This is a genomic window from Paracoccus sp. MC1854, assembly GCF_014164635.1.
Lineage (GTDB): Bacteria > Pseudomonadota > Alphaproteobacteria > Rhodobacterales > Rhodobacteraceae > Paracoccus.
In genome coordinates this window covers 336,415-360,600 of sequence record NZ_JACJFU010000001.1, presented here as the reverse complement: position 1 = coordinate 360,600, position 24,186 = coordinate 336,415, and the positions used below count along the sequence as shown (strand labels likewise).

Sequence of the window (24,186 nt, the reverse complement as noted above, 5' to 3'; positions counted from 1 at the left end):
CCCCTTCGCGCATCCAAGGGAAGGCATGTCCATGACCCGATCCGACCCCCATGACCTCGCCCGGCTGACCGGGGCGCTGCTGTCAGCCGCCCGCGCGGCCGGCGCGACCGAGGCCGACGCCCTGGCCGTCTCGGGCGAGTCGCTGTCGGTCGAGGTCCGGGGCGGGGCGCTGGAACAGGCCGGGCGCGCCGAGGGCGTCGAGATCGGGCTGCGGGTGATCGTCGGCGGCCGGCAGGCCTGCGTCTCGGCCAGCGAACGGTCCGACCGCACCATCCGCGAGATGGCCGAGCGCGCCGTGGCGATGGCCCGCGAGGCCCCGGTGGATGACAACGTGGGGCTTGCCGACCCCGCCCAGCTTGCGCGCGACCGCGACGCGGCGGCGCTGGAACTGGACGACGGCGCGCCTGCGCCGGAACCGCCCGCGCTGCTGGACATGGCGCTCAGGGCCGAGGCGGCGGCGCGGGCGGTCGAGGGCATCAGCATGGTGGAATCGGCCGGCGCCTCGGCCATGCACCGGCGGATGTGGCTGGCGGGCACCAACGGCTTTTCAGGCGGCTACGACCGCAGCAGCCACGGCCTTTCCGCCGTCGCCATCACCGGCGAGGGTCTGGGGATGGAACGCGACTGGGCGGGCGAGGCCCGCGTCTGGGCCGAGGACCTGCCCTCCCCCGAGGAGATCGGCCGCCTTGCGGGCGCGCGCACCGTGGCGCGCAAGGGCGCGAGGAAGCCCCCGACCGGCGCCTTCCCGATCCTTTACGACGAGCGTGTGGCGGGGTCGCTGCTCTCGCACCTGCTGTCGGCGGTGAACGGCAGCGTGGTGGCGCGGGGGTCGAGCTGGCTGCGGGGCGACATGGGCCAGCCGGTGCTGCCGCCGGGCTTCGACCTGTCCGAGAACCCGCGCCAGCCGCGTCATCCGGCCTCGCGCCCCTTCGATGCCGAGGGGCTGGCGACCGCCCCGCGCATGATCGTGGCGGATGGGGTGCTGCAGGGCTGGACGCTGGATCTGGCGACCGCCCGCAAGCTGGGGATGGCCTCGACCGGGAACGCCATGCGCGGCACCTCCTCGCCGCCCTCGCCGGGGATCACCAATGTCGCGCTGACGGCGGGAAAGGCCAGCCCCGAGGACCTGATCCGCGGCATGGGGCAGGGGCTGGTCGTGACCTCGATGCTGGGGGCCTCGATCAACGCGACGACGGGGGATTACTCGCGCGGCGCGGCGGGCTTCTGGGTGGAGAACGGGCAGATTGCCTATCCCGTGAACGAATGCACCATCGCCGGGAACCTGCGCGAGATGCTGATGCGGATCACCGCCGCCGATGACCTGCCCGACTGGCGCAGCCTGCGGGTCCCAAGCCTTCTGGTCGAAGGGATGACCGTTGCCGGAAGCTGACCTCGACCTGATCACCCGGGCAGCCGAGGACGCCGGGCAGATCGCCTTGGCCCATTGGCGCGGCGAGTATCGCCATTGGGAAAAGGACGCAGGTGCCGGTCCCGTGACCGAGGCCGACCTGGCCGTGAACGCCGCGCTTGAGCAGGTGCTACGCGCCGCCCGTCCCGATTATGGCTGGCTCAGCGAGGAAAGCCCCGAGGACCCGCGCCGCGCGGATGCCGCCCGCGTCTTTGTCGTCGATCCCATCGACGGCACCCGCGCCTTTATCGCCGGCGAGGACGGCTTTGCCGTAGCGGTGGCCGTGGTCGAGGATGGACAGCCCATCGCCGGCGTCGTCCACCAGCCTGCCCGCGGCGTGACCTATGCGGCCGCGGCGAATGGTCCCGCCACCCGCAACGGCCAGCCGATCCGCCCGCGCGCCGCGCGGCTGGAGGGCGCGGAGGTGCTGACCACCAAGGCGGCGCTGGACCCGATGTTCTGGCGCGGCGGGCGGGTGCCCCCGTTCAGGCGCAGCTTCCGGCCGTCGCTGGCATGGCGGCTGTGCCTTGTGGCCGAGGGGCGGTTCGACGCGACGCTGTCGATGCGCCCGGTCTGGGAATGGGACATCGCGGCGGCAAGCCTGATCGCCGAGCGGGCGGGCTGCGGCGTGACCGACCGGCGCGGGCATCCCCTGCGCTTCAACCGGATGCCGCCACTGGGGGACGGGCTGATCGTCGCAGCCCCTGCGTTGCACCGCGAACTGATCGCGGCGCTGGACGTTGAGCCGCCGGAACTCGCGGGGCTTGGAACCGGAAAGGCCGCAGGATGATCCGACTGCCCCCCGAGACGCTCGACCGCCTGGCCGATGCGATCAGCTTTCAGCCCGACAACGAACCGGGTCGCGTCTTTCGCGAGGCATTGGGCCGTTTCGCTACCGGCGTTACGGTGGTGACGACCACGGGGCCGCAGGGACCGGTGGGGATGACGGTCAACAGCTTCACCAGCGTCTCGCTGGACCCGCCGCTTGTGCTGTGGTGCCCGGCGCGGTCTTCCTCGCGCCACGCGATCTTTGCGGATACCTCGGCCTGGTCGATCCATGTGCTGGGGGCCGAGCAACTGGACATCTGCCTGCGCTTCACCCGTGGCGGTCCGCAGTTCGAGGGGCTGGAGCTTGGCAAAACCGCGCTGGGCACGCCCCTGATCCCCGGCGTGGCGGCCCGTTTCGACTGCCACGCCCATGCGGTCCATGACGGCGGCGACCACAGCCTGCTGCTGGGCCGGGTGGCCGAGGTCACGGTCGGCGGGCCGGACGACCATCCGCTGGTCTTCGCGGCGGGCCGCTTCGGCGCGTTCCAGCCCGGCGAGTAGGCCTCAGCCCAGCGGCTCAAGGTCCGGCAGGGGCTCCAGCGGCGGCAGCGGGTCCAGCGTGAAGATCGGGTCCGTGCGCGGCACGCTGGTGCGGACTGTCGCCCCCGGCCCGCCCAGCGTCGCGATCTGCGCCGCAAGCTGGGCGATGGCCGCGTTCTGGGCGGCGGCGATGGCGCCGGGCGCGGCGGGGGGATTTCTTCCGCTGGCGGGTTGCGCCCCGGGGATCGGAACGGCGATGTCGAAGTTGCGGGCATGGTTGGTCCCGCCCGCGCTGTCCTGCGAGACGTAATAGCGCCCGCTCAGCCGGTAGACCCCCTCGCGCTGCGCCAACGCCTTTTCCACCCGCACCAAAAGCCTCCGCCGCGGTGGCTCGGCCAGCGGCCAGGGCTCGGCGATCACCGTCGCCCCCGACATGTCCGAGATCGCGCGGGCGAGCGTCAGGGTGAAGGCGCGTTCCGGCACATCGGCCCACAGGTTGCGCGGATTCGACCGCACCGCGCCGTCGGCGGTCTGCCAAGCGATCTCGCCGTTCCCGGCATATTCCGGCAGCGACACGTCGGCCAGCTCGGCGGTCCCGAGATTGTTGGCCACCCGCATGGCCGGGGTCGGCGGGTCGATCAGGAAGCGCGCCGTCTTTTCGGGGTTCGAGCAGCCGGCCAGCGCCGCAAGGGCCAGAAGCGAGATTGCAAGGCGCATGGTCTTATCGTCCCAGGATAAAGGCGCGCGGGTTGCGCTCGATGGAGGAAGCGAGGCTGCCGAAGGATTCGGCCGCCCGGCGCAGGCTGCGCAAGGTGTTGACGGTTTCGGTGTTGAAGGCGCCCCGGTCGCCATAGGCGGCGATCACCGCCTCGGCCCGCGCGGCAAGCTGCTGGAAGCGCAGCGACAGGCCGGGCAGGGTGCTGGCCGCCTGCGCGATCTGGTCGGCCGCCCGCCGCGCCGATTGCAGCGCCGCGTTCAGGTTGCCGGCGGCGCCGCCTTCGCGCAATTCGTTCATCAGCGCCGAGGCCGCCTGCAGCGTGTCCGAAAGGTTGCGCGGCAGTTGTTCGGCATCCTCGCTGCCCAGCATTGCGCGCAGGTCCTCGATCAGGCCAGTGGCCGAGGCGCTGATGCCGGCGAAGTCGAACTCCTCGACGGCGATGGCGGCTTCCTCCATCTCGGCCACCATTTCCGGCACGTCGGCGGCAGCCTCGGTGACGGCGGCGGCGGCGGCGCTGGCCTCGTCCATGAAGCTGGCCACGCGTTCCGCGATCCGGCCCTCGCGCATGTCGGCGGCAATCGCCCCGATGTCGCCCGCGGCGGAACCCAACTGGTCCACGGCATCGCCCAGCCGTCCGGGCAGGCTGCGCGCGGCATCGGTCCCCAGCACGCCGCGGATGTTATCAACCGCCGACTGGATCGAGGCGCCCAGGCTGGCGAAATCGACCTCGCGGATCGAATCCGTGGCGGTTTCCACGTTCTCGGCGATCTGCGGCAGGCGGTCGGCCACGCCGTTCAACTTGCCTGCGATCTCGTTGGCCGTGGCGGTGGCGCCGGCCACGTTTTCCACCACGCCCGAGGCGCGCAGTTCCTGCGTGGCGCTGCGGATCTCGGTCATCGTGACATTCGCCTCGTCGATGGTGCGGCGCAGCGATTCCGGGATCGCGCGGGTGTCCTGCGAGCTTGTGATGGCGGTGACGCTGTTCATCATGTCGGTGGCGGATTTCAGCAGTTCCTCAAGCCTGAGGTTGCCGATGCGGGCCATGAAGCCCTGCGCCGTGGTCGAGATGTCCGACAGGTCCGGGGGCGCCGAGGGGATGATGGGATAAGGCTCGGCATTCGTAACGATCCGCGCGGCGGGCACGTCGGGCAGGTCCACCAGTTCCACCATCAGCGAGGTGCCGAGGAATCCCGCGCCGGTCACGCGGGCGCGCAGGCCCTGTTCGACGCCGCCGGCCAGGAAGGCCAGCGCGTCCTCGGGTCCCGCATCGTCCGGCAGGCCCATGCGCTGCGGAGAGACCGCCAGCGTGATGTCTTGCAGCACCTGTCCCAGCTGGCCATCGGGTCCCTCGGTCACGCGCACCGAAAGGCCCGTGACCCGTCCGACGGTCAGGCCCTGGAACTGGACGTCCGCGCCTTCGGTCAGCCCCCGCACCGCGTCCGTCATCAGCATGGTCAGCCGCAGTTCGTCCTGCGGCGAGGCGGCGAACAGGCTGTTGCCGGCCGTCTGCCGGTCGGGCTGCAACTGGAACACATGGCCCGCCTGCACCGGTTGCCCGCCCGAGGACAGGGTCGCGAACTCGGCCCCGCCCTGCAGCAGCGAGGACAGCGAGCTGACGTTCAGCGATATGCCCTGCGCCCCGAGCGACACCGAAAAGCCCGAGGTGTCCCAGAACACCGTTGTCGTGGTCAGTTGCTGGTCATGTGGCGCCTCGATGAAGACGTCGGCCACCACGGATTCCTCGTCTTCCGACAGGCGCAGGTTCTGCATCTGCCCGACCGCGAGGCCGCGATAGAAGATCGGGGAGCCCTCGCTCATCCCCGAGGCGTCGCTGGCGGCAAGCTGCACCCAGGTGCCCCGTTCGTTGCTGCGGGTCAGGGGCGCGCGTTCCAGCCCCTCGTGAACGCCGAGTTCGGCCGTGCCCGGCTCATTGTCCCACCAGCCCTCGATGAAGGCGCCGGTCAGCACGGTGTCGAGGCGCGAGATGCCCTGCGCGGAAACCTGGGGGCGGACGATCCAGAACTCGGCCTCGTCGTCGATGAACTGGGCAATGTCCTTGTCCACGCGGATGTCCACGATCACCCGTTGCAGGTCGGGAGTGAAGCGCACGGCCTCGACCCGGCCCACGGGAATCTCGCGGAAGCGCAACTCGGTTTCGCCCGGCGTGATGCCGGTGGCGTCGTTGAAGGCGACCGAGATCTCGGTCCCACGCCCGGTGTAGGCGTTCCAGGCCAGCGCCATCGTGACCAGAAGCGCGATGATCGGCACGGCCCAGATGACTGAAACGCTGGCGCGGGCCGCGCGGGCGGCGGTGCGGCGCACGGGGCTGGCCGGGCGCAGCGGCGCGCTGGCCGCATCCGTGCGGGTTGTGTCGTCCTGCGGAGGCATGTCGGTCATTCGGCGGTCTTGTCCTTGCGACTGCGAAGCGGCAACCCGCGCCAGATCAACCGCGGGTCGAAGCTGAGCGCCGAAAGCATGGTAAAGGCCACCGACAGCGCAAAGCTGGCGGCGGCCGGGCCGGGGTGGATCGAGGCCACAAACCCCAGTTGCACCAGCGCCGACAGGATCGCCACCACAAAGACGTCGATCATCGACCAGCGGCCGATGAATTCCACCGCCTCCAGCGCGCGCAGGCGGGTGTGGGCGGCCTCGACGGTGGCGGGCTTGCCCGCGACGCGGGCAAGCCAGGCGATCACGATGAACTTGCCGATCGGCACCACGATCGAGGCCACGAAGACGATCGCGGCGACACCGTAGCTGCCGTAATGCATCAGCGAGACCACGCCACCGAGGATGGTGGATTCGGTGTTTCCCCCAAGCCCCAGGAAGGTCTGCGTGCTCATGATCGGCCACAGGTTCGCGGGGATGTAGAAGATCAGCCCGGCCAGCCACCAGGCCCAGACGGCCTGCAGGCTGCCGCGGTCGGGCAGGACCAGCCGCGCGCCGCAGCGCCCGCAGACAGACGTTGCTTCCGGCCAGACCCGGCCGCAACCGCGGCAGCCGACAAGCCCGGCGCGGTGCGCGGTTAGGATCGGGGCGTGGTGGGACGGCCCGTCATGGCGGCTCATCCGGCGGTATCCGGGGCAGGCTGCGGGCCTTCGGCCATGCGGCGGTCGCGGGCGGCGGCCTCGGCGTCGGGCACGACCTCGCGTCCGTCGGTGAAGGCGCCGCGGTCTTCAAGCGTGTCCCAGATCGTCGCCGCGCAGGTGAAGACGTCGCTGGCTGCGCCGACCACGATCAGCGCGCAGAAGGCCCAGAAGGCAGGGCCGAAGCTGATCGTCGCCAGTCCTCCCACCTTGACCAGCGCGACCGAGGTGCCGATCACGAAGATCTCGGCCATCGACCACGGCCGCAGCAGTTCCGACAGGCGGAAGGCCGCGCCCGCATGGCGTGCGGGCCGGCCCTGGCCGCGCAGCGGCAGCAGCACATAGACCAGCAGCACCGCCCGCAATGTCGGCAGGCCCACGATGAAGGCCAGCACCGCCACCGTCAGCGGCATCAGCCAGCCGTCCGAGAAGGCCATCGCCACCCCGAAGAGCGAGGTCGCATTTCCCAGTCCCATGCGCGAGATTTGCAGGAACGGAAAGAACACTGCCGCGACCATCAGCACCAGCGAGGTGAAGGACAGCGCCACGATCTGGGTGAAGGCGCCCTCGCGCGGGCGGGCCAAGACGTGGCCGCAGCGGATGCAGGCGGCCTTCTCGCCGTCATGCAGCTCGGTCTCGACATGCAGCGCGTCGCAGCGCGGACAGGCGATCAGCCCCGCGCCAGTCCGCATGTCATATTGCCCCGCCTCGATCATGGGGCCAAGATAAGCCCGTCGCGCCGTCGCGCAAGCGCGCCGCTGCGTCTGCCTGTGCTTGCCCCGGCCTGCGGCGCTGCTAGCATCGCTCGCCACAAGGGAGGGGTGTCAGGATGCACGATGTCGTCATCGCAGGCGCAGGCAGCGCCGGCTGTGTTCTGGCCGCAAGGCTGTCCGAGGACCCGCGCCTGCGCGTCCTGCTGATCGAGGCGGGCGACAGTGATCGCTATCCCTGGATCCACATCCCGATCGGTTATCTTTACTGCATCGGCAACCCGCGCACCGACTGGATGTATCACACCGCCCCCGATCCGGGACTGCACGGGCGGCAGTTGCTTTATCCCCGGGGCCGGGTGCTTGGCGGCTGCAGTTCGATCAACGGGATGCTGTATCTGCGGGGGCAGGCGGCGGATTATGACGGCTGGCGGCAGATGGGCTGCACCGGCTGGGGCTGGGACGATGTCCAGCCCCTGTTCCTCAAGTCCGAGGATTATTTCGCCGGTGCATCGGAACATCACGGCGCGGGCGGGCCGTGGCGGATCGAGCGGCAGCGGTTGCGCTGGGACATCCTCGACGACTGGGCCAAGGCTGCGAACGAGGTCGGCATCCCGGCGACGGAGGACTTCAATACGGGCAACAACGAGGGCGTGGGCTATTTCAAGGTCAGCCAGAAGGCAGGCTTCCGCGTTTCGACCGCCCGCGCCTTCCTGCGTCCGGCAATGCGGCGGCCGAACCTGACGGTCCTGACCGGCCGGCACGTCCGCCGCGTCGTCTTCGAGGGCCACCGTGCCGTCGGGCTGGAGCTTTATGCTGACGGCCGCGCGGAAATCCTGCGCGGCGGCCAGATCGTGTTGAGCGCGGGTGCCATCAACACGCCCCAGATCCTGCAGCTTTCCGGCATCGGTCCCGGCGCGCTGCTGCAGGAGATGGGCATCCCCGTGCTGCGCGAGGCCCCCGTGGGCGAGAACCTGCAGGACCACCTGCAGCTGCGCTGCAGCTGGAAGGTGTCCGAGGCGCGGACGCTGAACCAGCTTGCCCGCCGCTGGTGGGGCAAGGGGATGATCGGGGCCGAATACGCCTTTCGTCGCACCGGCCCGATGAGCATGGCGCCCAGCCAGCTTGGCGCCTTTGCCCGGTCCTCGCCCGACGTGGCGACGCCGGATCTGGAATGGCACGTCCAGCCGCTGAGCCTGGAAGCCTTTGGCCAGCCGCTGCACGACTTCGCGGCGATCACGGCCAGCGTCTGCCACCTGCGGCCCGAAAGCCGGGGCCATGTGCGGATCGCCTCGCCCGACCCCATGCGTGCGCCGGTGATCGCGCCGCATTACCTGTCCACGCCCGGCGACCGGCTGACCGCGGCCCGCGCGATCCGGCTGACCCGCCGCATCATGACGCAGGCTCCGCTGACGAAATACCGACCCGAGGAGTTCAAGCCGGGGCTCTCCTATGAGAGCGACGAGGAGTTGGCCCATGCCGCCGGGCTGGTGGGCTCGACCATCTTCCATCCCGTGGGCACCGCCCGGATGGGCGCGGACGAAGGCGCGGTCGTGGACCCGCGCCTGCGGGTGCGGGGCGTCGAGGGGCTGCGTGTCGTGGACGCCTCGGTCATGCCTGCCATCACATCCGGCAACACCAATGCGCCGACGATCATGATCGCGGAAAAGGCGGCGGTGATGATGACCGAGGAAATGCGCGGCATTTGATCCGTTAACGCCCCCGCAGGATTTGGTCTGCTAGACCCGCCCTCGTGCAGTTGAGGGTAGCCGATGCCGTCAGACAGGAACGCCCCGCCGATCATCATCAGGCGGGTTCAGGGTGGGGCCGAGGCCGGCCACCACGGCGGCGCGTGGAAGGTCGCCTATGCGGATTTCGTGACCGCGATGATGGCCTTCTTCCTGCTGATGTGGCTGCTGAACGCCACCACCGAAAAGCAGCGCCAGGGGCTGGCCGAATATTTCGACCCGACGATCGTGAACTCGACCTCGGGCGGCGCCACGGGAATCGACGGGGGAAAGTCGGTCGAGCCTCCGGCGGACCATTCGGCCGAAAGCGTCTCTGGCGACCAGCAGTTGCAGGAGATCCAGCGCGCCCTGCAGGATGCGCTGACCGGCAGCGGGGCGGAATCGATGCAACGGGTGAACCTGCTGCGTCATGTGGTGACCCGGATGACGGATGAAGGGCTGGTGATCGAACTTGGCGATGTCGCCCGCGCGCCCCTGTTCGAGGGCGACAGTCCGCAGCCCATGCCGGTGCTGCGCGACCTGACCGCGATCCTCGCCACCGTTCTGGGACGGGTCAGGAACCAGGTCGCGATCGCGGGCCATGTGCGGGGCTTCCCCGAGATGCTGATCGAGAATCCGGTCTGGCCGCTGTCCGACCAGCGCGCCCATGCCGTGCGGGAACTGCTGGTGCAGGGGCGGCTGGACCAGTCCCGCATCCAGCGCGTCACCGCATATGGCGACAAGCGGCCGAGGAACGCGAACGCGATGGACCTGGCCAATAACCGGATCGAGGTGATTTTACTCAGATGAGGTCCGCAAGGGTGGTGGCGTTAGCGGGAAATTAAGCCATCGCGGAAATCATGCAGCGAATGACGACTCAAACAGGGTGATCCGAATGTCGATTTCCTCGTCCCTCAATGCCGGGGTTGCCGGACTGGCTGCAAATGCGACGCGGCTTGCCGGGATCTCGGACAACATCGCGAACTCCGGGACGTTCGGATACAAGCGCGTGGACACCGACTTTGAAAGCATGGTGATCAACCAGGCGCGTGGGGCCGGGCTTTATTCGGCAGGCGGCGTGCGGGCCACTACCTCGCGTCTGATCGACGAAAAAGGATCGCTGGTGGCATCGTCGCACCCCCTCGACATCGCCACGTCGGGGCGGGGGATGCTGCCGGTGATGCCCTCGGTGCTGCTTGGCAGCGGCATGGGGGACCGGCAGATGATGATGACCTCGACGGGTTCGTTCCGCCCCGATGCCGAAGGTGTCCTCAGGACCGATTCGGGGATGGTGCTGATGGGCTGGCCTGCGAATCTCGATGGCTCGATCCCGGTCCATCCGCGCGACTCAGTGGGCGGGCTGCAGCCGGTGGTGCTGACCCAGAACCAGACCTCGGCCGACCCCACCACGCGTGTCACCCTGGGCATCAACCTGCCGGCGAACGCGACCCGTCCTGGCGCGGCGGGCGTGCCGGAGACGACGGCGGTCGAATATTACGGCCCCCTCGGCCGGTCCGAGAACATGTTCATCACCTTCACGCCAGCGATCCCGACCGGTCCCGCCGCCAGCAACGCCTGGAAGATGGAGATTCGCGACGGCAACGGCCCCGCCGCCAGCGTCCTCGGCAGCTATGAGCTGGCCTTCGACGGCAGCCATTCCGGCGGCGGGACGCTGCAATCTGTGACGACGCTTTCGGGGGGCGCCTATGATCCCGCGACTGGCGCGCTGTCGCTGACGGTGCTGGGCGGGCCGGTGACGATGAACATCGGCCGGCCCGGGGATGTGGGTGGGCTGATGCAGCTCGACAGCGCCTTTGCACCCACGAACATCACCAAGAACGGCTCTCCCGCCGGGCACCTGATGACTGTCGAGATCGACGAGCACGGGATGCTGCGGGCGGCCTATGACACCGGCTTCATCCGCACGATCTACCAGGTCCCGCTGGTCGATGTGCCGAACCCGAACGGGCTGATCGCGCTGAACAACCAGACCTACCAGGTTTCGCCGACCTCGGGTTCATTCTACCTGTGGGACGCGGGCGACGGGCCGACCGGGGCGGTCGAGGGCTATGCCCGCGAAGCCTCGACCACCGATGTCGCGGCCGAACTGACCGACCTGATCCAGACGCAGCGCGCCTATTCCTCGAACGCCAAGGTCATCCAGACCGTGGACGAAATGCTGCAGGAAACCACCAACATCAAGCGCTGAGCCGCTGCGGGATAGCCGGACATGAGCCTGTCGAATGCCCTGACGAATGCGGTCTCGGGCCTGGTGGCCGCCTCGCGCGGGACCGAGGTCGTGGCCTCGAACCTCGCCAATGCCGCCACCCCCGGCTATGCCCGGCGCGAGTTGCAGATGGCGGCGCGGCCGCTGGTTTCCGGGGGCGGAGGCGTGCATGTCGATGGCGCCGTGCGTATGGTTCAGGGCGCGGTTCTTGCGCAGGCCCGCCTTGCCGGGGCCGAAACGGCGCGTGCGGAAACGCTGGCGGGATTCCACAAATCGGTCTCGGACGCGATCGGGGTGCCGGGCGAGGCGGGATCGCTGACCACGCTGCTGTCGCAACTGGACGGCGCGCTGGTTGCGGCGGCGGCCCGCCCCGAAAGCGAAGCCGGGCTTTCGCAGGCTGTCTCGGCCGCGCGTGATCTCGCCCGCGCCTATAACACGCTGGGCGCCCATGTGCAGGACGCCCGCAGCGCCGCGGACCGCGCCATCGGGGCGGATGTCGAGGCGCTGAACTCGGGGCTGAAGCGGATGGCCGAGCTGAACCGGCAGATCACCGTCCAGATGGCCGGCGGCAAGGATTCGAACGCCCTTCAGGACGAACGCCAGCGGATCATCGACGGGCTGTCGCTGGTCGTCCCGCTCAAGGAACTGCCGCGCGAGGGCGGGCGGGTGGCGTTGTTCACGGCGGAAGGGGGCGTGCTTCTGGACGGCTTCACGCCCGCCAGCCTTGAATTCACGGCCGTCGGACTGGTGACGGCCGACATGAGCGCGGGTTCACCGGCGCTGGGCCTGCTGAGGCTGAACGGTGAGCCTGTTCCCCCTGGGCAGATGGGCCGCTTCGCCGGCGGCAGGCTGGCGGCGAACTTCCAGATCCGCGATCTGGACAGCCCCCTGGCGCAGGCGCGGCTGGATGCCGCCGCCGCCGACCTGCACGACCGCTTCGCCGCCGTCACCCCCAATCCGACGGCGGGGGCAATCGCGTCGGGGCTGTTCACTGATGCCTTCTCCGGCGCGCCGGGTCTGGCGCAGCGGATTGTCGTCAGCGCGGCGGTTGATCCGGCAGCAGGCGGGGCCGTCTGGCGACTACGGGACGGAATGGGGGCGGCGGCGCCAGGGCCGGTCGGAAATGCGGACCTGCTGATGCGGATGCAGGAAGCGCTGGGCGGGCTGCGTGCCGCGCCGGGCATCGGTGCGGTGCCGCGCAGCGCGGCGAGCCTCGCAGCCGAACTGACCTCGCTGGCCGCCTCCGGCCGGCTTTCGGCGGAACGCGACGTGACAACCGCAACAGCGCAGTCCTCGACCTACGACACCATGCTGCGGCAGGACGGCGTGGACAGCGACCGCGAGATGGAGACGCTGCTTGCGCTTGAACGGGCCTATGCGTCGAACGCCAAGGTTCTGCAGACAGTGGATGACATGATCCAGACGATACTGAGGCTGACATGACGGGTTTCACTTCGGTCGGCGACCTTTCGCGTTCTGTGCTGCTGAGGCAGGCGAACGCGCACCTCAAGTCGCGCCTGCTGACACTGACCCAAGAGGCGGCGACGGGTCTCAGGTCGGACGTCCCCGCGGCGCTGAACGGGCAGATGGGACCGCTCGCGCAGCTTCAGGACCGGCTGTTGTCGCTGCAGGCGCATGAACAGGCGGCTGCCTTGGCGCGATCCGAGATGGACGGGCTGCAAGGCGCGATGGAGGCGATGCAGAAGCTGGGCGCGGGTCTTCTGCCAGCGGGCAACATGGCGGACGCCACGAACCTGGGGATAAGGGTCATGGAAGCGCGACAGGATTTCCATTCGGCTGCGCGGCTGCTGAACGTCTCGGTGGCGGGGCGGCATGTCCTGTCGGGAACGGCGGTCGACACGCCGCCGCTGTCCGGCCCGGCCGACATGCTCGCCGGTGCCAGGGCGCAGGTTGCGGGCCTGACCGATCCCGCCCAAATCGCCGCGGCGCTGGACACCTGGTTCGCCGCGCCCCCCGGCGCCGGAGGCTTCGCCGATGCGCATTTCCATGGCAACACCAAGGCGCGCGAGGTTCCGGTCGCGCCGGGCGAAACGATCCGTCTTGAACACAACGCGCTTGACCCTGCCTTCCGAGATCTTCTGAAAGGTCTGGCGCTGGGGGCGCTTGCAACCGATCTCGGCCTGTCGGGCGCGCAGAGCGCTGGGCTGCTCGACGAAGCCGGCAGAAGGGTTGCCGCTGCAACAACCGCCCTGACCTTGCAGCGGGCGGATCTGGGCTTCCAGGAGGCGGCGCTGGAACGCGCCGCAGCCCGAAGCGCGGCTGAAACGACGGCGCTTTCACTCGCCCGATCCGACATGCTTTCGGCCGACCCCTATGAAACGGCGACCGCCCTGAACCAAGCCGAAACGGGCCTGCAGAATCTTTATGCGCTGACCTCGCGGCTGTCGCGCCTTTCCCTGACGGATTACCTCTGATGGCGTATCTCACGCGGCTCATCGCGCTACTTGTCCTGCTGCCGGCGCTGGCCTGGGGGGCGCCGGTCCGCATCAAGGATCTTGCGACGGTGGATGGCGTCCGGGGCAACGACCTGCTGGGCTACGGCCTCGTCATCGGCCTGAACGGCACCGGCGACAGCTTGCGGAACACGCCTTATACCGAGGAGATGCTGGGCAGCCTGCTGGAACGCCTCGGCGTCAATGTGACCGGCGAGAGCTTCCGGCCCAAGAACGTCGCCGCCGTGATGGTGACGGGAACGCTGCCGCCCTTTGCGCGGGCGGGCGGCCAGATCGACGTGACCGTGTCCGCCATTGGCGATGCGAAAAGCCTGCTGGGCGGCACGCTGATCATGACACCGCTGAACGCGGCGGACGGCGAGGTCTATGCGGTGGCGCAGGGCTCGATCATCGCAGGCGGGGTCTCGGCGGAAGGAGATGGGGCCTCGGTCGTCCAGGGGGTGCCGACTTCCGGCCACATCCCCTCGGGCGCGCGGGTCGAGCGTGAGGTCGATTTCGACTTCACCCGGATGACCAGCTTCCGCCTGGCCCTGCGGTCCGCCGATTTCACCACCGCCGCGCGGATCGAGAAGGCGATCAACGACGACCTCGGCGGCGGCGTGGCGACGCTTCTGGACGCGACGACGATCTCGATCGATTCCGCCGGTCTCGGCACGGTGAACCCCGCACGACTGGTCGGGCGGATCGAGAACCTGCTGGTCGAGCCGGAAAGCCGCGCTCGCGTGGTCGTCGATCACCGCTCGGGCACGATCGTAATGGGCGAGGAGGTGCGCATCTCGCGCGTCGCCGTCTCGCAGGGCAACCTGACCCTGCGGGTCCGCGAGACGCCGATGGTGTCGCAGCCCAATCCCTTCTCGCCGGGCGAAACCGTGGTCGTGCCCCGCACCGATGCCGAGATCACGCAAGAGCCGGGGATCGGCTTCGCAGAGGTCAGCGGCGAATCCTCGCTGTCCGACGTGGTGGCAGGGCTGAACGCGCTGGGGGTCCGCCCGCGCGAGCTGATCGACATCCTCAAGGCGGTCCACGCCGCGGGGGCGCTGCATGCCGAGTTCATCGTGAACTGACGGGGAATAAGGTGGTGTATCGGCAGGCGCGCCTTGGTCTGGCTTGCACATGCCGACTTTGCCGAGGGAGGGCGATCCGACGAAAGGGGCAGTGCTGCTATGGCTGCCGCGAGGGCGAGACGCTGCCGATGTAGCTGCCGCATCGATCCAAGTGCAAGAGGGTGCGGGCGGGTGGCCGCGGTTGCCCAAGGTCAGGACCGGCCATCTAAGCCAGAAGATGACGGCGGCAGTGCACAGGCTGAGAGGAACAGGTCCCCGCAACGTGTGTGGGGAAGCGCGATGCTTTTCCGGCCCTTCAGGCGTGAAGGCGTTCTCGACGGGGCACCGTTTCTTGCAGAGCCGTCGGTTGTGGGATGTCGGTCATCCACTCCGGGCCTCCCCTGCGTCTTCGGGAAATGCGCCGAAGCCGATCAACCTGTTCGTCCGTCAGCCAGAACTGCATGCTCATCAAGTCTCCGGAAGTCGGGTCACATGAACCGGCTACCTCAATGAACCACTAGAGTCCTTGCCGGTCCTGACACGAGAGGCGCGACTTGCAATGACCTGTGTGGCCGGAAGGAGAATGAAGCGTCGCTGCAGTGACTGCCCGGCAGGGCGCTTGATCTACCGCTGGGGCGCGTGACCGGCATGGCCTTGCTCGCCTGGAAACGGGGTCGCGCGGACGCTCACAGGCCATCGTGCATAGTGGCGTTGATCCGGATCCTGCCCCAAGCCAGTGCCCGGATGCGGGGAGGGCGTCCCGCTTCCGGTGCAATCGGCATGTCGCAGGAACCAGCGGTGCCGCTGAACGCAGCGCGGCTGGTCTCAGCCTCCCTCACCTCTGTCCGACACCCCCTTCCCGGCAAGACCGGGCAGGGAGAGCAGCCGGTTCGTCACGGGCTTGCCGTCCAACGTCACCCTCAGCCCGCCATCCTGCCGCGTGACCGCCATCTCATGGGACATCCCCTCGATCGAGATAGTCGCGCTGAAGCCCGGCCAGCCGTCGGGCAGGCTCGGGTCGATCTCGATGCCTTCGGGACGGCGGCGGATGCCCAGAAGGCCCTCGACGGCAGCACGGTAAAGCCAACCGGCCGAGCCTGTGTACCAGGTCCAGCCGCCACGCCCCATCTTGTCGCGGGCGGCATAGACGTCGGCTGCCACGACATAGGGTTCGACCCGGTAGATCTCGGCCGAGCGGGCGTCGAGCGCATGGTTGATGGGGTTCAGCGCGCTCAGCAGGTGGTGGGCGCGGTCTCCGTCGCCGCTGCGGGCCAGCGCATAGACCATCCAGGCGGCGGCATGGGTGTACTGCCCGCCGTTCTCGCGCACGCCCGGCGGATAGGACTTGATGTAGCCGGGTTCGGCCTCGGTGTTCTGGAAGGGTGGGGTGAACAGCTGCAGAAGCTGGCCGTTGCGGTCGAAGAGCTGCGCCAAGGCGGCGTTGACGCCGTCCTGCGCCCGGTCCGCCCGACCTGCGCCCGAGATCATCGCCCAGCTTTGCGCGATGCTGTCGATGCGGCATTCCGGGCTGCCCGCCGAACCGAGCGGGGTGCCGTCGTCGAAGAAGCCGCGGCGATACCAGGCGCCGTCCCAGCCGGCATCGTCCAGCGCCTGCGCCACCCGCCGGGCGTGAGCCTCCCATGCCTCGGCGCGGGCCTCGTCGCCGCGGGCGCGGGCAAGCGGGGCGAAGGCGGCGATGGTGTCGCAAAGGAACCAGCCCAGCCAGACGCTTTCGCCGCGCCCTTCCTCGCCCGCGCGGTTCATGCCGTCGTTCCAGTCGCCACCGAGGATAAGCGGCAATCCATGTTCGCCGGTCCGAGCCATCGCAAGGTCCAGCGCACGGGCGCAATGTTCGTAGAGCGGCGCTTCCTCGCCCGCGGGCTGGGGCTGGTAGAAGCGGTCGTGCTCGCCCGGTTCAAGCGCCGGGCCGGAGATGAAGGGCACGGTCTCGTCAAGGATCGCGGCGTCGCCGGTGGCTGTGACGTAAAGGGCGGTGATGTGGCCCAGCCAGACCACGTCGTCCGAGATCATCGTCCGCACGCCTGCGCCGGTGCGCGGCAGCCACCAGTGCTGGACGTCTCCTTCGGGGAACTGGCGCGAGGCCGCGTTCAGGATCTGGCGGCGGCAAAGCTGCGGATCCTGCAGGATCAGGGCGCTGGTGTCCTGCAACTGGTCGCGGAAGCCGAAGGCGCCCGAGGCCTGGTAGAAGGCCGTGCGCGCCCGGATGCGGCAGGCCAGCGCCTGATAGGGCAGCCAGGTGTTGACCATCAGGTTCAGCGCCGGGTCAGGCGTCTGCACCTGCAGGCGGTTCAGCACCTCGTCCCAGCCCGCGCGGGCCGAGGCCAGCGCCCGATCAGTCCCATCCGGCGCGAGTGCCGCGCGCAGCACGTCGCCGATGTCGTCCTGCGGGGCGTTGGCAAGGACCAGCGTGGTCGCCACGGCCTCGCCCGGCTGCAGCGCCAGCGGGATGCGGAGGGCTAGGCAGGGATCGCCCGCCGCATCCTCCTGCGGCCATGACTGCAGGGCGGCGGGATGGCGCAGGTCCCCGAAACGGCCAACGAAACCGGCGCGGTCGCCGCAATGGGCATCCGCCGGGCGGTCGCAGGCAAGGGCCGTGATCCGGTTCGCGTGTTCGGTCGAAAAGGCGTTCCGCGCCAGCGTCGCGTTCAGCAGCGGATCAAAGAAGGTCTGCACCATCGGCGCCGTGCGGGTGCGGTCGGTGCCCAGCACCAGTTCCGCGAACGCCATGACCTGCAGGTTCAGCACCCGCCCGCTGCGGTTCGTGACCGTCAGCCGGGTCAGCCGCGCGGGGGCCGCCTCGGCCAGCGTCATGACGGCCTCCACCGTCACCCAGCCGTAATCAGCGGTGAAGCGCGAATAGCCCAGCCCATGGGCGATCTCGTGGACGGCCGCAGGATCGTCCGACAGCCCCAGGAAGGGCGTCGCCGTCCGGCCGGTCGAGGGATCGTGGATCAGCAGCGCCTCGCCGGGACGGTTCGTCACCGAGTCATTCGACCAGGGCGTGATCTGGTAGTCGCGCGAGTTCACCGCCCAAGTATAGGGCGCGCCCTCGGCCGAGACATGGAAGCCGAAATCCTCGCGCGCGATCACGTTGATCCAGGGATGCGGGGTCGGGCGGTCATGGCCCGGACGCAGGACATATTCGCGCCCGTCGGGCGAGAACCCGCCAAAGCCGTTCCAGAACATCAGGGGCGAGCGCGAAGGCTCGGCGGGCTTCGGGTCGCGCCGGTCGATCAGCACCGGCGCCCGGTTGCGGGGCAGGGCGGCGGGCACCGCCTCGCGCAGCCGGTCGATCTGCTCGGCCAGCCGCCCGTTGCGGGTGTGCAGCATGATCCGCGCGGCCGAGACCAGCGTGTCGAAGCTGGCCTTGCTGATCTGGTCGCGGCGGACCGCGTGGACATGGCGGGGCGCGTCCGGCCCCGCTGCCTGCCAGGCGGTATCGACCAGCATCTGGATGGCGTGTTGCAGGTCCTGCACATAGCTCGACGCGCGCTCGTTCAGGATCACCACGTCATGCGCGACGCCGCGATGGCGCAGGAACTCGTGCATCCTCAGCGCCTCGCGGATGATGGGCAGGTCGGCCTCGTCGTCGGTCCGCAGAAGCAGGATCGGGTCGTCGCCTGAAATGCCCAGCGGCCAAAGGTCCGACTGCGGCCCCAGTTCCGTCCGCCGCTTGGGGGTGGCCGCCAGCCGCAGATCGGGCCAGATCAGCAGCGCCGCGTACGAGCGGAACAGCTTGGCCTCGTCCAGCGTCACATGCAGGTGGCGCAACTGGACCTGCGAATAGGTCCAGGCCAGCCGCAACTCGTGTTCGAAGACGGCAGGGCGGGCGAAATGCGCGGCCATGCGGTCGCGTTCCTCGGCGGTGTCGGCGATCAGCGTCCAGAAGACAAGCGAGACGCTTTTGCCCGCGGGCACCCGCACCCGGCGCCGGATGGCGAAGACCGGGTCCAGCGTGTGCCCGTGCGCCCCCGTCAGCGTGGCGCCGCGGTCGAGTGCCGCGGGATCGCGGATGCTGCGCCCGCGCCCGATGAAGGCGCGGCGGTCGGTTTCCGCCTCGGCCCCCGGCGTGATCGCGCCCTCGGGACCGGCGACCAGATGGGCCATGTGGACCGAACGGCCCCTGGGGTCGCGCGGCCGCCGGTCGGCGGCGATCAGCGTGCCGCCGTCGCGGATCTCCGTCTGCACGAACATCTTGGAAAAGGCCGGGTGGGCCCGGTCCGAGGCCGGGTTGTCCAGCACGATCTCGCCATAAGAGGTGATCTCGATCGTCTTGTCGGACCCCGAGCGGTTCCGCAGCGTCAGCCGCCGCCCGTCGGCATGGCCGCCCGCGGCGGCGATGACCTCGAGCCGGCTTTCGATGGCATTGGCGGTCTTGAGGAACTCGGCCTTGTGGTCGGCGAAGACGACGCTGGACCGCTCGTCTGTGCCCGCGCAGGGGGAATGGGTGGCTGACCACCATTCTCCCGACTGCATGTCGCGCAGGAAGACGAAGATGCCGCCGTCGTCCATCGTCGGATCGGGCGACCAGCGGTTCAGCGCCACGCCCCCCAGCACCGACCGTCCGGCACCGGTCGAGGACAGGATGGTCGAGAAGGGACCGTTCGACAGCAGCGCAACCTCGCGGTCGGCGCGGGCGGGTTCGTCCACGGCAGTCAGCGTGTCGCCGTTGCCTGCGGTTCCGCGCCGGCCCGCCGCGCTGGTGGACGGTGTGCGCGTCACCGGGGTGATGTCGCGCGGCGATTTTTCCTGCAGCAGCAGCTCGGATGCGCGGACCACCGGATCGGCGTGGAAGCGTTCGCGGTGGATGCCGTCCATCACCGTGTTGGCGATGGCCATGATCGACATGCCGTGGTGGTGCGCCATGACGTTGCGGACGATCTCGTGCTTGCGGCCCTCGCGCAGTCGCGCGGGGGCGAAGTCCACGGCGTCGTAGAAGCCGTACGGCCCTTCGGCGCCCATCTCGCGCAGGCGCGCAAGGTTGCGGGCGGCGTCATGCGGGCGGATCTGCGCGGCCAGGATCGTGGCATAGGGGGCCACCACATATTCGCCGTAAGCCCGTTTCAGCGCCAGCACCGGCACCCCGAAGGCGTAATACTGGTAGTTCATCTGCCGGTCGCGGGCGTTGAAGGCGCTTTCGGAAATGCCCCAGGGCACCCCGTGCGACCGGCCCCAGTCCATCTGGACCTGCACCGCCATCATGTTGGAATGGTTCAGGATGCCGCCCTGCCGTTCCTTCAGCAGCAGGGGCGGCATCAGGTATTCGAACATGCAGCCCGACCAGGACAGCAGCACCCCCTGGTGGCCGACTGTGGCGAAGGGGCGGCCCAGCCGCGCCCAGTGTTCCTTGCTGATGTCGCCCTTGGCGATGGAAAGGAAGCTGGTCAGCCGCGCCTCGGATGCCAGCAGGTCGTAGGAGCTTTCGTCGAGCTGGTCGTCCAGCGGTCGGTAGCCGATCGACAACAGCATCTTGTCCTTCTGGACGAACAGGCCGAAGTCCATCCCGAAGGCCAGCGCCCGCGCCCGTTCCGCCAGCAGCCGGGTCCGCAGCATGAAGACCTCGATCGCCTCGCGCCCCTCGGGAGCGGGGGTCATCACGTCGCGCGCGTCGCGTTCCAGCAGATGCGCCCAGGCCAGCACCTCGGCGGCCCCGCCCTGGGTGGCGGCGTCCAGTTCGGTCGAAAGCCGGGTGATCTCGGCGGCGCGTGTGGTCAGTTGCGCGGCCGCGATCGGGTCCGAGACGGGGCTGCCGTTGGTCTGTTCCAGCGCCGCCTGCATCCCCGCCACGGCGCCGTCCAGCGCTGTCTGCAGATCGCGCAGGCTGCGCCGGCCCTTGTCCAGCGCCTCGAGTTCCAGCGCCAGGTTCGCCAGCGCGTCCTTCAAGCCCCCGGTGCGCCGCCTGCGGACCGAAGGAGCGTCGTCGGCCCAGACCCGCAGCCCTGCCGACAGCGCGATCAGAAGCCCCGCGAGGTTGCCGCTGTCCACCGCCGAGACATAGGGCGCAGGCAGCACCGCGAGGTTGCGGGTGTCGTACCAGTTGAAGAAATGGCCGCGGAAGCGGGCCATCCGCTCCATCGACGAGATCGTCGCGTCGATCCGGTCCATTGCGCTGTCCAGCCCGATCCAGCCGAAGTCGCGGGCCGACATCACCGACATCAGGTAAAGCCCGATGTTGGTGGGCGAGGTGCGCTCGGCCAGCTTGGGCTCGGGGTCGGCCTGCCAGTTGTCGGGGGGCAGGTGGTTCGTCTCGGGGCCGACGAAGGCCTCGAAATAGCGCCAGGTCCGGCGGGCGATGCGGCGCAGCTCGGCCTCGTCCCCGGGGGGGACGATCAGCCGGTCCTCGGTTTCCAGGGGGCGCGAGGCGCGGTCCATGATCCAGGGGGAGGCGATCCAGATGCCGCCGATCACCAGCGCCACCGGCAGAGCGACCGGGTTCAGGACCGCGGTGGCAAGGATGCCCAGCGCGCCGATGACGGGCGAGGCGGCCATGCGCCGGTATTCGCCCCGGACGCCGTCGCCTGCCGCCCGCTCCAATTCGCGGGCGGTGCGCCATTCCAGCAGGTTGCGGCGGCTCACGAACATCCGCCACAGCGCCCGCCCGATGGCGTCCACCGAGGCCGCCGCCCGGTGCGCCGCCGTCCCCAGGCGCAGGCCGAGCTGGGTGATATAGGTCATGAGGTCGCGCCCCATGTGGCGCAGGTGATAGTCCCAGGACACGCCATAGCCGGGGCGGAAGATCCGCATGTCGATCTGCAGCACCGGCACCAGCGCGACCAGCAGGATCAGCGCCGCCTGCCACAGGATCGGATAAGCGCCCGGCAGCATCAGCCAGCCTGCGATCGAACCCGCGACCCAGAAGGGCGTGACCAGCGACCGGCGCAGGTTGTCCACCATCTTGAAGCGTGACAGCCCCGACAGCCCGTTACGGGGATCAAGGATCAGCGGCAGCAACTGCCAGTCGCCGCGCGTCCAGCGGTGCTGGCGGCTGGCCTCGGTGGCGTAGCGGATGGGGAAGTCCTCGACCACCTCGACATCCGTGACCAGCGCCGAACGGGCGAGGCTGCCTTCCAGCAGGTCGTGCGACAGGACCGCGTTTTCCCTGATCCGGTCGCCGATGGCGCGTTCAAAGGCGTCCACGTCGTAGATGCCCTTGCCGGTGAAGCTGCCTTCCCCGGCAAGGTCCTGGTAAAGATCCGAAACGGTGAAGACGTAAGGGTCCAGCCCCCGGTTGGCCGAGAAGATGCGCTGGAAGACCGAGGCCTCGGCCCCGGTCGTCAGCGAGGGCGTGACGCGCGGCTGCATGATGCCGTAGCCGCGGATCACCACCCCGTCCTCGCGGTGGACGGGGCGGTTCACGGGGTGCGCCATCTTGCCCGCCAGCGCGCTGACGGTGTCGCGCGGCAGGCGGGTGTCGCTGTCCAGCGTCACGACATAGCGGATGCCTTCGGGGGGCGTGGGACCGGTCGGCAGGAAGCTGGTGCCTTCGTGCCCGCGCAGAAGCTGGTTCAGTTCGGCCAACTTGCCGCGCTTGCGTTCCCAGCCCATCCAGACGCCTTCCGACGGGTTCCACTGGCGGCTGCGGTGCAGAAGGAAGAAGCGCCGGATGCCGCCATGGTCATAGCGGTCGGCCAGCGCGTCGATGCGCGCGCGCGCATGGGCCAGCAGCCGCTCGTCGTCGGGCAGGGACTCGGTCGGCGCATCCTTCCAGTCCGACAGCAGCGCGAACGAGACATCGCCCAGCGGATTCGCCAGATAGTGCGATTCCAGCATGCCTGCCAGTTCGTCAATGGCGTCCACCGAGGTGATCATGCCGGGGATGACGACCAGCGTGCGCGATTCCGGCGGCACCCCCGCGCGGAAGTCATAGGCCGGCAGGCGCTGCGGCGGGATCACCCGCGCGGCGATGAACGAGATCGCCTGCATCGCCGTGTCGGACGCGGGCAGCACCGCCAGCGTCAGCAGCAGCGCCACCTGCCAGCCCGCCAGCCCGAACGAGGGCAGCGCATGGCCGAGCAGCGAAATCAACATCGCTGTGATGGCCAGCAGCGGCAGCGCCAGCATCCACCATCCCGCCCCCTGCGCGGGCTGCGCGAGGCGCTCGACCGGGCGCGGGCGATAGCCGCAGGCGCGGCGGAAGTCCCTCCGCCGGGCCCCGACCAGAAGATGGCCGACCTCGGCGCGGCTGCCAGCAGGCTCGTCCCGCGCCGAGGCGTCGGCACGGCCCTGGTCGATGGCGCGCTGGGCCACCTGCATTTCGGTCAGGTCCGAGCGGCGGGCGATCCGCTCGATGGCGCTGCGATAGTCCGCGCGGGTGGCCTGGTCGAGCCGGTCGAACTCGGTCGCGCGGCTCAGCAGGGCATCGACGTGGCTGACGCCCTCGAACCACTCGAGCCAGTCGATCTCGCCCATCCGGCGCAGGCTGCGGATGATGTTGCCGACGGTGACGTTGCCGCGCGACTGGCGCGCATATTCGGCCTGCACGGCGCGGTCCCCCGCCCCGGCGCTGCCGAGCCGGCGTTCCAGCGCCTTCAGCGCCGCCTGCGCCTCGGCGCCGCCGTCGCGCAGGCGGTAGAACAGTTGCGCGGCCACGGTGTCGTCGATGACAAGGTCGCCATGGCGGTCGATGACCGCGGCTGCGGCGCGGCTGCCCTCGATCTCGGCCAGCTCGTCGGCGATGGCATTGGCCAGCACACGGCGGTCGCGCGCCTGCGCCACCCGGTCCGACAGCCGCCGCAGGTTCTCGACCAGCACATAGCGCAGGAAGGTCGGCACTGCCCACAGCTCGGCGATGTCCAGCACCGCCACCGACTGATAGCCGCGCAGGAACTCGGTCAGGCCGTCGCCGGTGACTTCCGAGTTGGTCAGCGCCACGAAGAACCAGGCGATCACCAGACTGCGCGGCGCGGTGCCGCCGCCGGACAGTTCGACTTCGGGCAGGCGCCTGAGAAAGTCGGGACCGAAGGCCTGCCGCAACTGGCGCAGGTTTTCCTCGACCATGTGGTGGTTGTCGATCAGCCATTCGGCGGCGGGGGTGATCGCCTCGTCGCTTTCATCGGCGGCGACCGTTTCGAGGTAGTTGCGCCGGATCGCGGCCTGGTTGTCGATCAGCCGCCGAATCGGCCGCTCGGGCGCGTCGGCCAGATCCGGCCGCAGGGTCGAGGCGAGTTCCCGCCCCGCATCATGCAGCGTGCGCCCGGTCCAGATGTCCAGCCGGATCGGCCGGGGCATCGCGGGCCAGGACGGGGGAAGCCCGTGCCCGCGCGTGCCGTCGCGGTCGCCGTTCCGCGGCAGCAGGCCAAGAAAAGCCCTGCCGCCTTCGCGGCGGCGCCCACGCGCGATCCGTGATCTGTATCTGGCCATGTCCTGTCCCGGTTGATTGTGCCTGCGACCGTGGGGCGGCGCCGGGGAAAGCACAAGCCCGCGGCAGAGTTCCCGGCGCGGTCCCCCGGGCATGGCCCCCTGTT

The 24,186-nt window shown here is 69.6% G+C and carries 14 protein-coding genes; 9 read left to right on the top strand and 5 right to left on the bottom strand.

Going from position 1 to position 24,186, the window contains the following annotated elements:
• Window positions 1–31 precede the first annotated feature (31 nt).
• Genes H5395_RS01690 through H5395_RS01680 form a run of 3 tightly spaced genes read left to right on the top strand, consistent with a single transcriptional unit; the run spans window position 32 to window position 2,737 of the window.
• Window positions 32–1,390, top strand: a complete 1,359-nt coding sequence (locus H5395_RS01690) for a TldD/PmbA family protein (RefSeq protein ID WP_182790764.1) — start codon at window positions 32–34, stop codon at window positions 1,388–1,390.
• Window positions 1,377–2,198: a 3'(2'),5'-bisphosphate nucleotidase CysQ gene (locus H5395_RS01685; protein ID WP_182790763.1), complete on the top strand. Its 822-nt coding sequence runs from the start codon at window positions 1,377–1,379 to the stop codon at window positions 2,196–2,198. The genes H5395_RS01690 and H5395_RS01685 overlap by 14 nt, the downstream gene beginning before the upstream one ends.
• Window positions 2,195–2,737: a flavin reductase family protein gene (locus tag H5395_RS01680; protein WP_182790762.1), complete on the top strand. Its 543-nt coding sequence runs from the start codon at window positions 2,195–2,197 to the stop codon at window positions 2,735–2,737. The genes H5395_RS01685 and H5395_RS01680 overlap by 4 nt, the downstream gene beginning before the upstream one ends.
• A 3-nt stretch (window positions 2,738–2,740) precedes the next feature.
• On the opposite strand, the gene H5395_RS01675 is transcribed toward H5395_RS01680, so the two are convergent.
• Genes H5395_RS01675 through H5395_RS01660 form a run of 4 tightly spaced genes read right to left on the bottom strand, consistent with a single transcriptional unit; the run spans window position 2,741 to window position 7,236 of the window.
• Window positions 2,741–3,433: a membrane integrity-associated transporter subunit PqiC gene (locus H5395_RS01675; RefSeq protein WP_182790761.1), complete on the bottom strand. Its 693-nt coding sequence runs from the start codon at window positions 3,431–3,433 to the stop codon at window positions 2,741–2,743.
• A 4-nt stretch (window positions 3,434–3,437) separates the two neighbouring features.
• Entirely contained in the window at window positions 3,438–5,831 is a 2,394-nt protein-coding gene (locus H5395_RS01670) for an intermembrane transport protein PqiB (protein ID WP_182790760.1), read from the bottom strand.
• Window positions 5,828–6,502, bottom strand: coding sequence for a paraquat-inducible protein A (locus H5395_RS01665; RefSeq protein WP_182790759.1), 675 nt, complete (start codon window positions 6,500–6,502; stop codon window positions 5,828–5,830). Before H5395_RS01665 ends, H5395_RS01670 begins: the two co-directional genes overlap by 4 nt.
• Complete coding sequence (locus H5395_RS01660; RefSeq protein WP_182790758.1) at window positions 6,499–7,236, bottom strand: paraquat-inducible protein A; 738 nt, start codon at window positions 7,234–7,236, stop codon at window positions 6,499–6,501. The genes H5395_RS01665 and H5395_RS01660 overlap by 4 nt, the downstream gene beginning before the upstream one ends.
• A gap of 113 nt (window positions 7,237–7,349) precedes the next feature.
• Here H5395_RS01660 and H5395_RS01655 point away from each other — a divergent pair, with 113 nt between their 5' ends.
• From H5395_RS01655 to H5395_RS01630, 6 genes are all read left to right on the top strand, one after another.
• On the top strand, window positions 7,350–8,939 hold the full coding sequence (locus tag H5395_RS01655) for a GMC family oxidoreductase (protein WP_182790757.1): 1,590 nt from the start codon (window positions 7,350–7,352) through the stop codon (window positions 8,937–8,939).
• Between the two features lie 63 nt (window positions 8,940–9,002).
• Entirely contained in the window at window positions 9,003–9,767 is a 765-nt protein-coding gene (locus H5395_RS01650) for a flagellar motor protein MotB (protein WP_182790756.1), read from the top strand.
• 85 nt (window positions 9,768–9,852) lie between these two features.
• Complete coding sequence (locus tag H5395_RS01645) at window positions 9,853–11,166, top strand: flagellar hook protein FlgE (RefSeq protein ID WP_182790755.1); 1,314 nt, start codon at window positions 9,853–9,855, stop codon at window positions 11,164–11,166.
• A 21-nt stretch (window positions 11,167–11,187) separates the two neighbouring features.
• Complete coding sequence (gene flgK, locus H5395_RS01640) at window positions 11,188–12,627, top strand: flagellar hook-associated protein FlgK (RefSeq protein ID WP_182790754.1); 1,440 nt, start codon at window positions 11,188–11,190, stop codon at window positions 12,625–12,627.
• Window positions 12,624–13,619 (top strand): flagellin, encoded by a 996-nt coding sequence (locus H5395_RS01635; RefSeq protein ID WP_182790753.1) that lies wholly within the window; start codon window positions 12,624–12,626, stop codon window positions 13,617–13,619. The genes flgK and H5395_RS01635 overlap by 4 nt, the downstream gene beginning before the upstream one ends.
• On the top strand, window positions 13,619–14,722 hold the full coding sequence (locus tag H5395_RS01630; protein ID WP_182790752.1) for a flagellar basal body P-ring protein FlgI: 1,104 nt from the start codon (window positions 13,619–13,621) through the stop codon (window positions 14,720–14,722). The genes H5395_RS01635 and H5395_RS01630 overlap by 1 nt, the downstream gene beginning before the upstream one ends.
• An 804-nt stretch (window positions 14,723–15,526) precedes the next feature.
• Here the strand turns inward: H5395_RS01630 and H5395_RS01625 are convergent.
• Complete coding sequence (locus H5395_RS01625) at window positions 15,527–24,082, bottom strand: GH36-type glycosyl hydrolase domain-containing protein (RefSeq protein ID WP_182790751.1); 8,556 nt, start codon at window positions 24,080–24,082, stop codon at window positions 15,527–15,529.
• Window positions 24,083–24,186 lie beyond the last annotated feature (104 nt).

Bases quoted from the DNA above. Each gene is read 5' to 3' on its own strand.
- H5395_RS01675 (WP_182790761.1), bottom strand. From the start codon at position 3,433: ATGCGCCTTGCAATCTCGCTTCTGGCCCTTGCGGCGCTGGCCGGCTGC.
- H5395_RS01670 (WP_182790760.1), bottom strand. From the start codon at position 5,831: ATGACCGACATGCCTCCGCAGGACGACACAACCCGCACGGATGCGGCC.
- H5395_RS01665 (WP_182790759.1), bottom strand. From the start codon at position 6,502: ATGAGCCGCCATGACGGGCCGTCCCACCACGCCCCGATCCTAACCGCG.
- H5395_RS01645 (WP_182790755.1), top strand. From the start codon at position 9,853: ATGTCGATTTCCTCGTCCCTCAATGCCGGGGTTGCCGGACTGGCTGCA.
- H5395_RS01660 (WP_182790758.1), bottom strand. From the start codon at position 7,236: ATGATCGAGGCGGGGCAATATGACATGCGGACTGGCGCGGGGCTGATC.
- H5395_RS01655 (WP_182790757.1), top strand. From the start codon at position 7,350: ATGCACGATGTCGTCATCGCAGGCGCAGGCAGCGCCGGCTGTGTTCTG.
- H5395_RS01625 (WP_182790751.1), bottom strand. From the start codon at position 24,082: ATGGCCAGATACAGATCACGGATCGCGCGTGGGCGCCGCCGCGAAGGC.
- H5395_RS01690 (WP_182790764.1), top strand. From the start codon at position 32: ATGACCCGATCCGACCCCCATGACCTCGCCCGGCTGACCGGGGCGCTG.
- H5395_RS01680 (WP_182790762.1), top strand. From the start codon at position 2,195: ATGATCCGACTGCCCCCCGAGACGCTCGACCGCCTGGCCGATGCGATC.
- H5395_RS01630 (WP_182790752.1), top strand. From the start codon at position 13,619: ATGGCGTATCTCACGCGGCTCATCGCGCTACTTGTCCTGCTGCCGGCG.
- H5395_RS01635 (WP_182790753.1), top strand. From the start codon at position 12,624: ATGACGGGTTTCACTTCGGTCGGCGACCTTTCGCGTTCTGTGCTGCTG.
- H5395_RS01650 (WP_182790756.1), top strand. From the start codon at position 9,003: ATGCCGTCAGACAGGAACGCCCCGCCGATCATCATCAGGCGGGTTCAG.
- flgK (WP_182790754.1), top strand. From the start codon at position 11,188: ATGAGCCTGTCGAATGCCCTGACGAATGCGGTCTCGGGCCTGGTGGCC.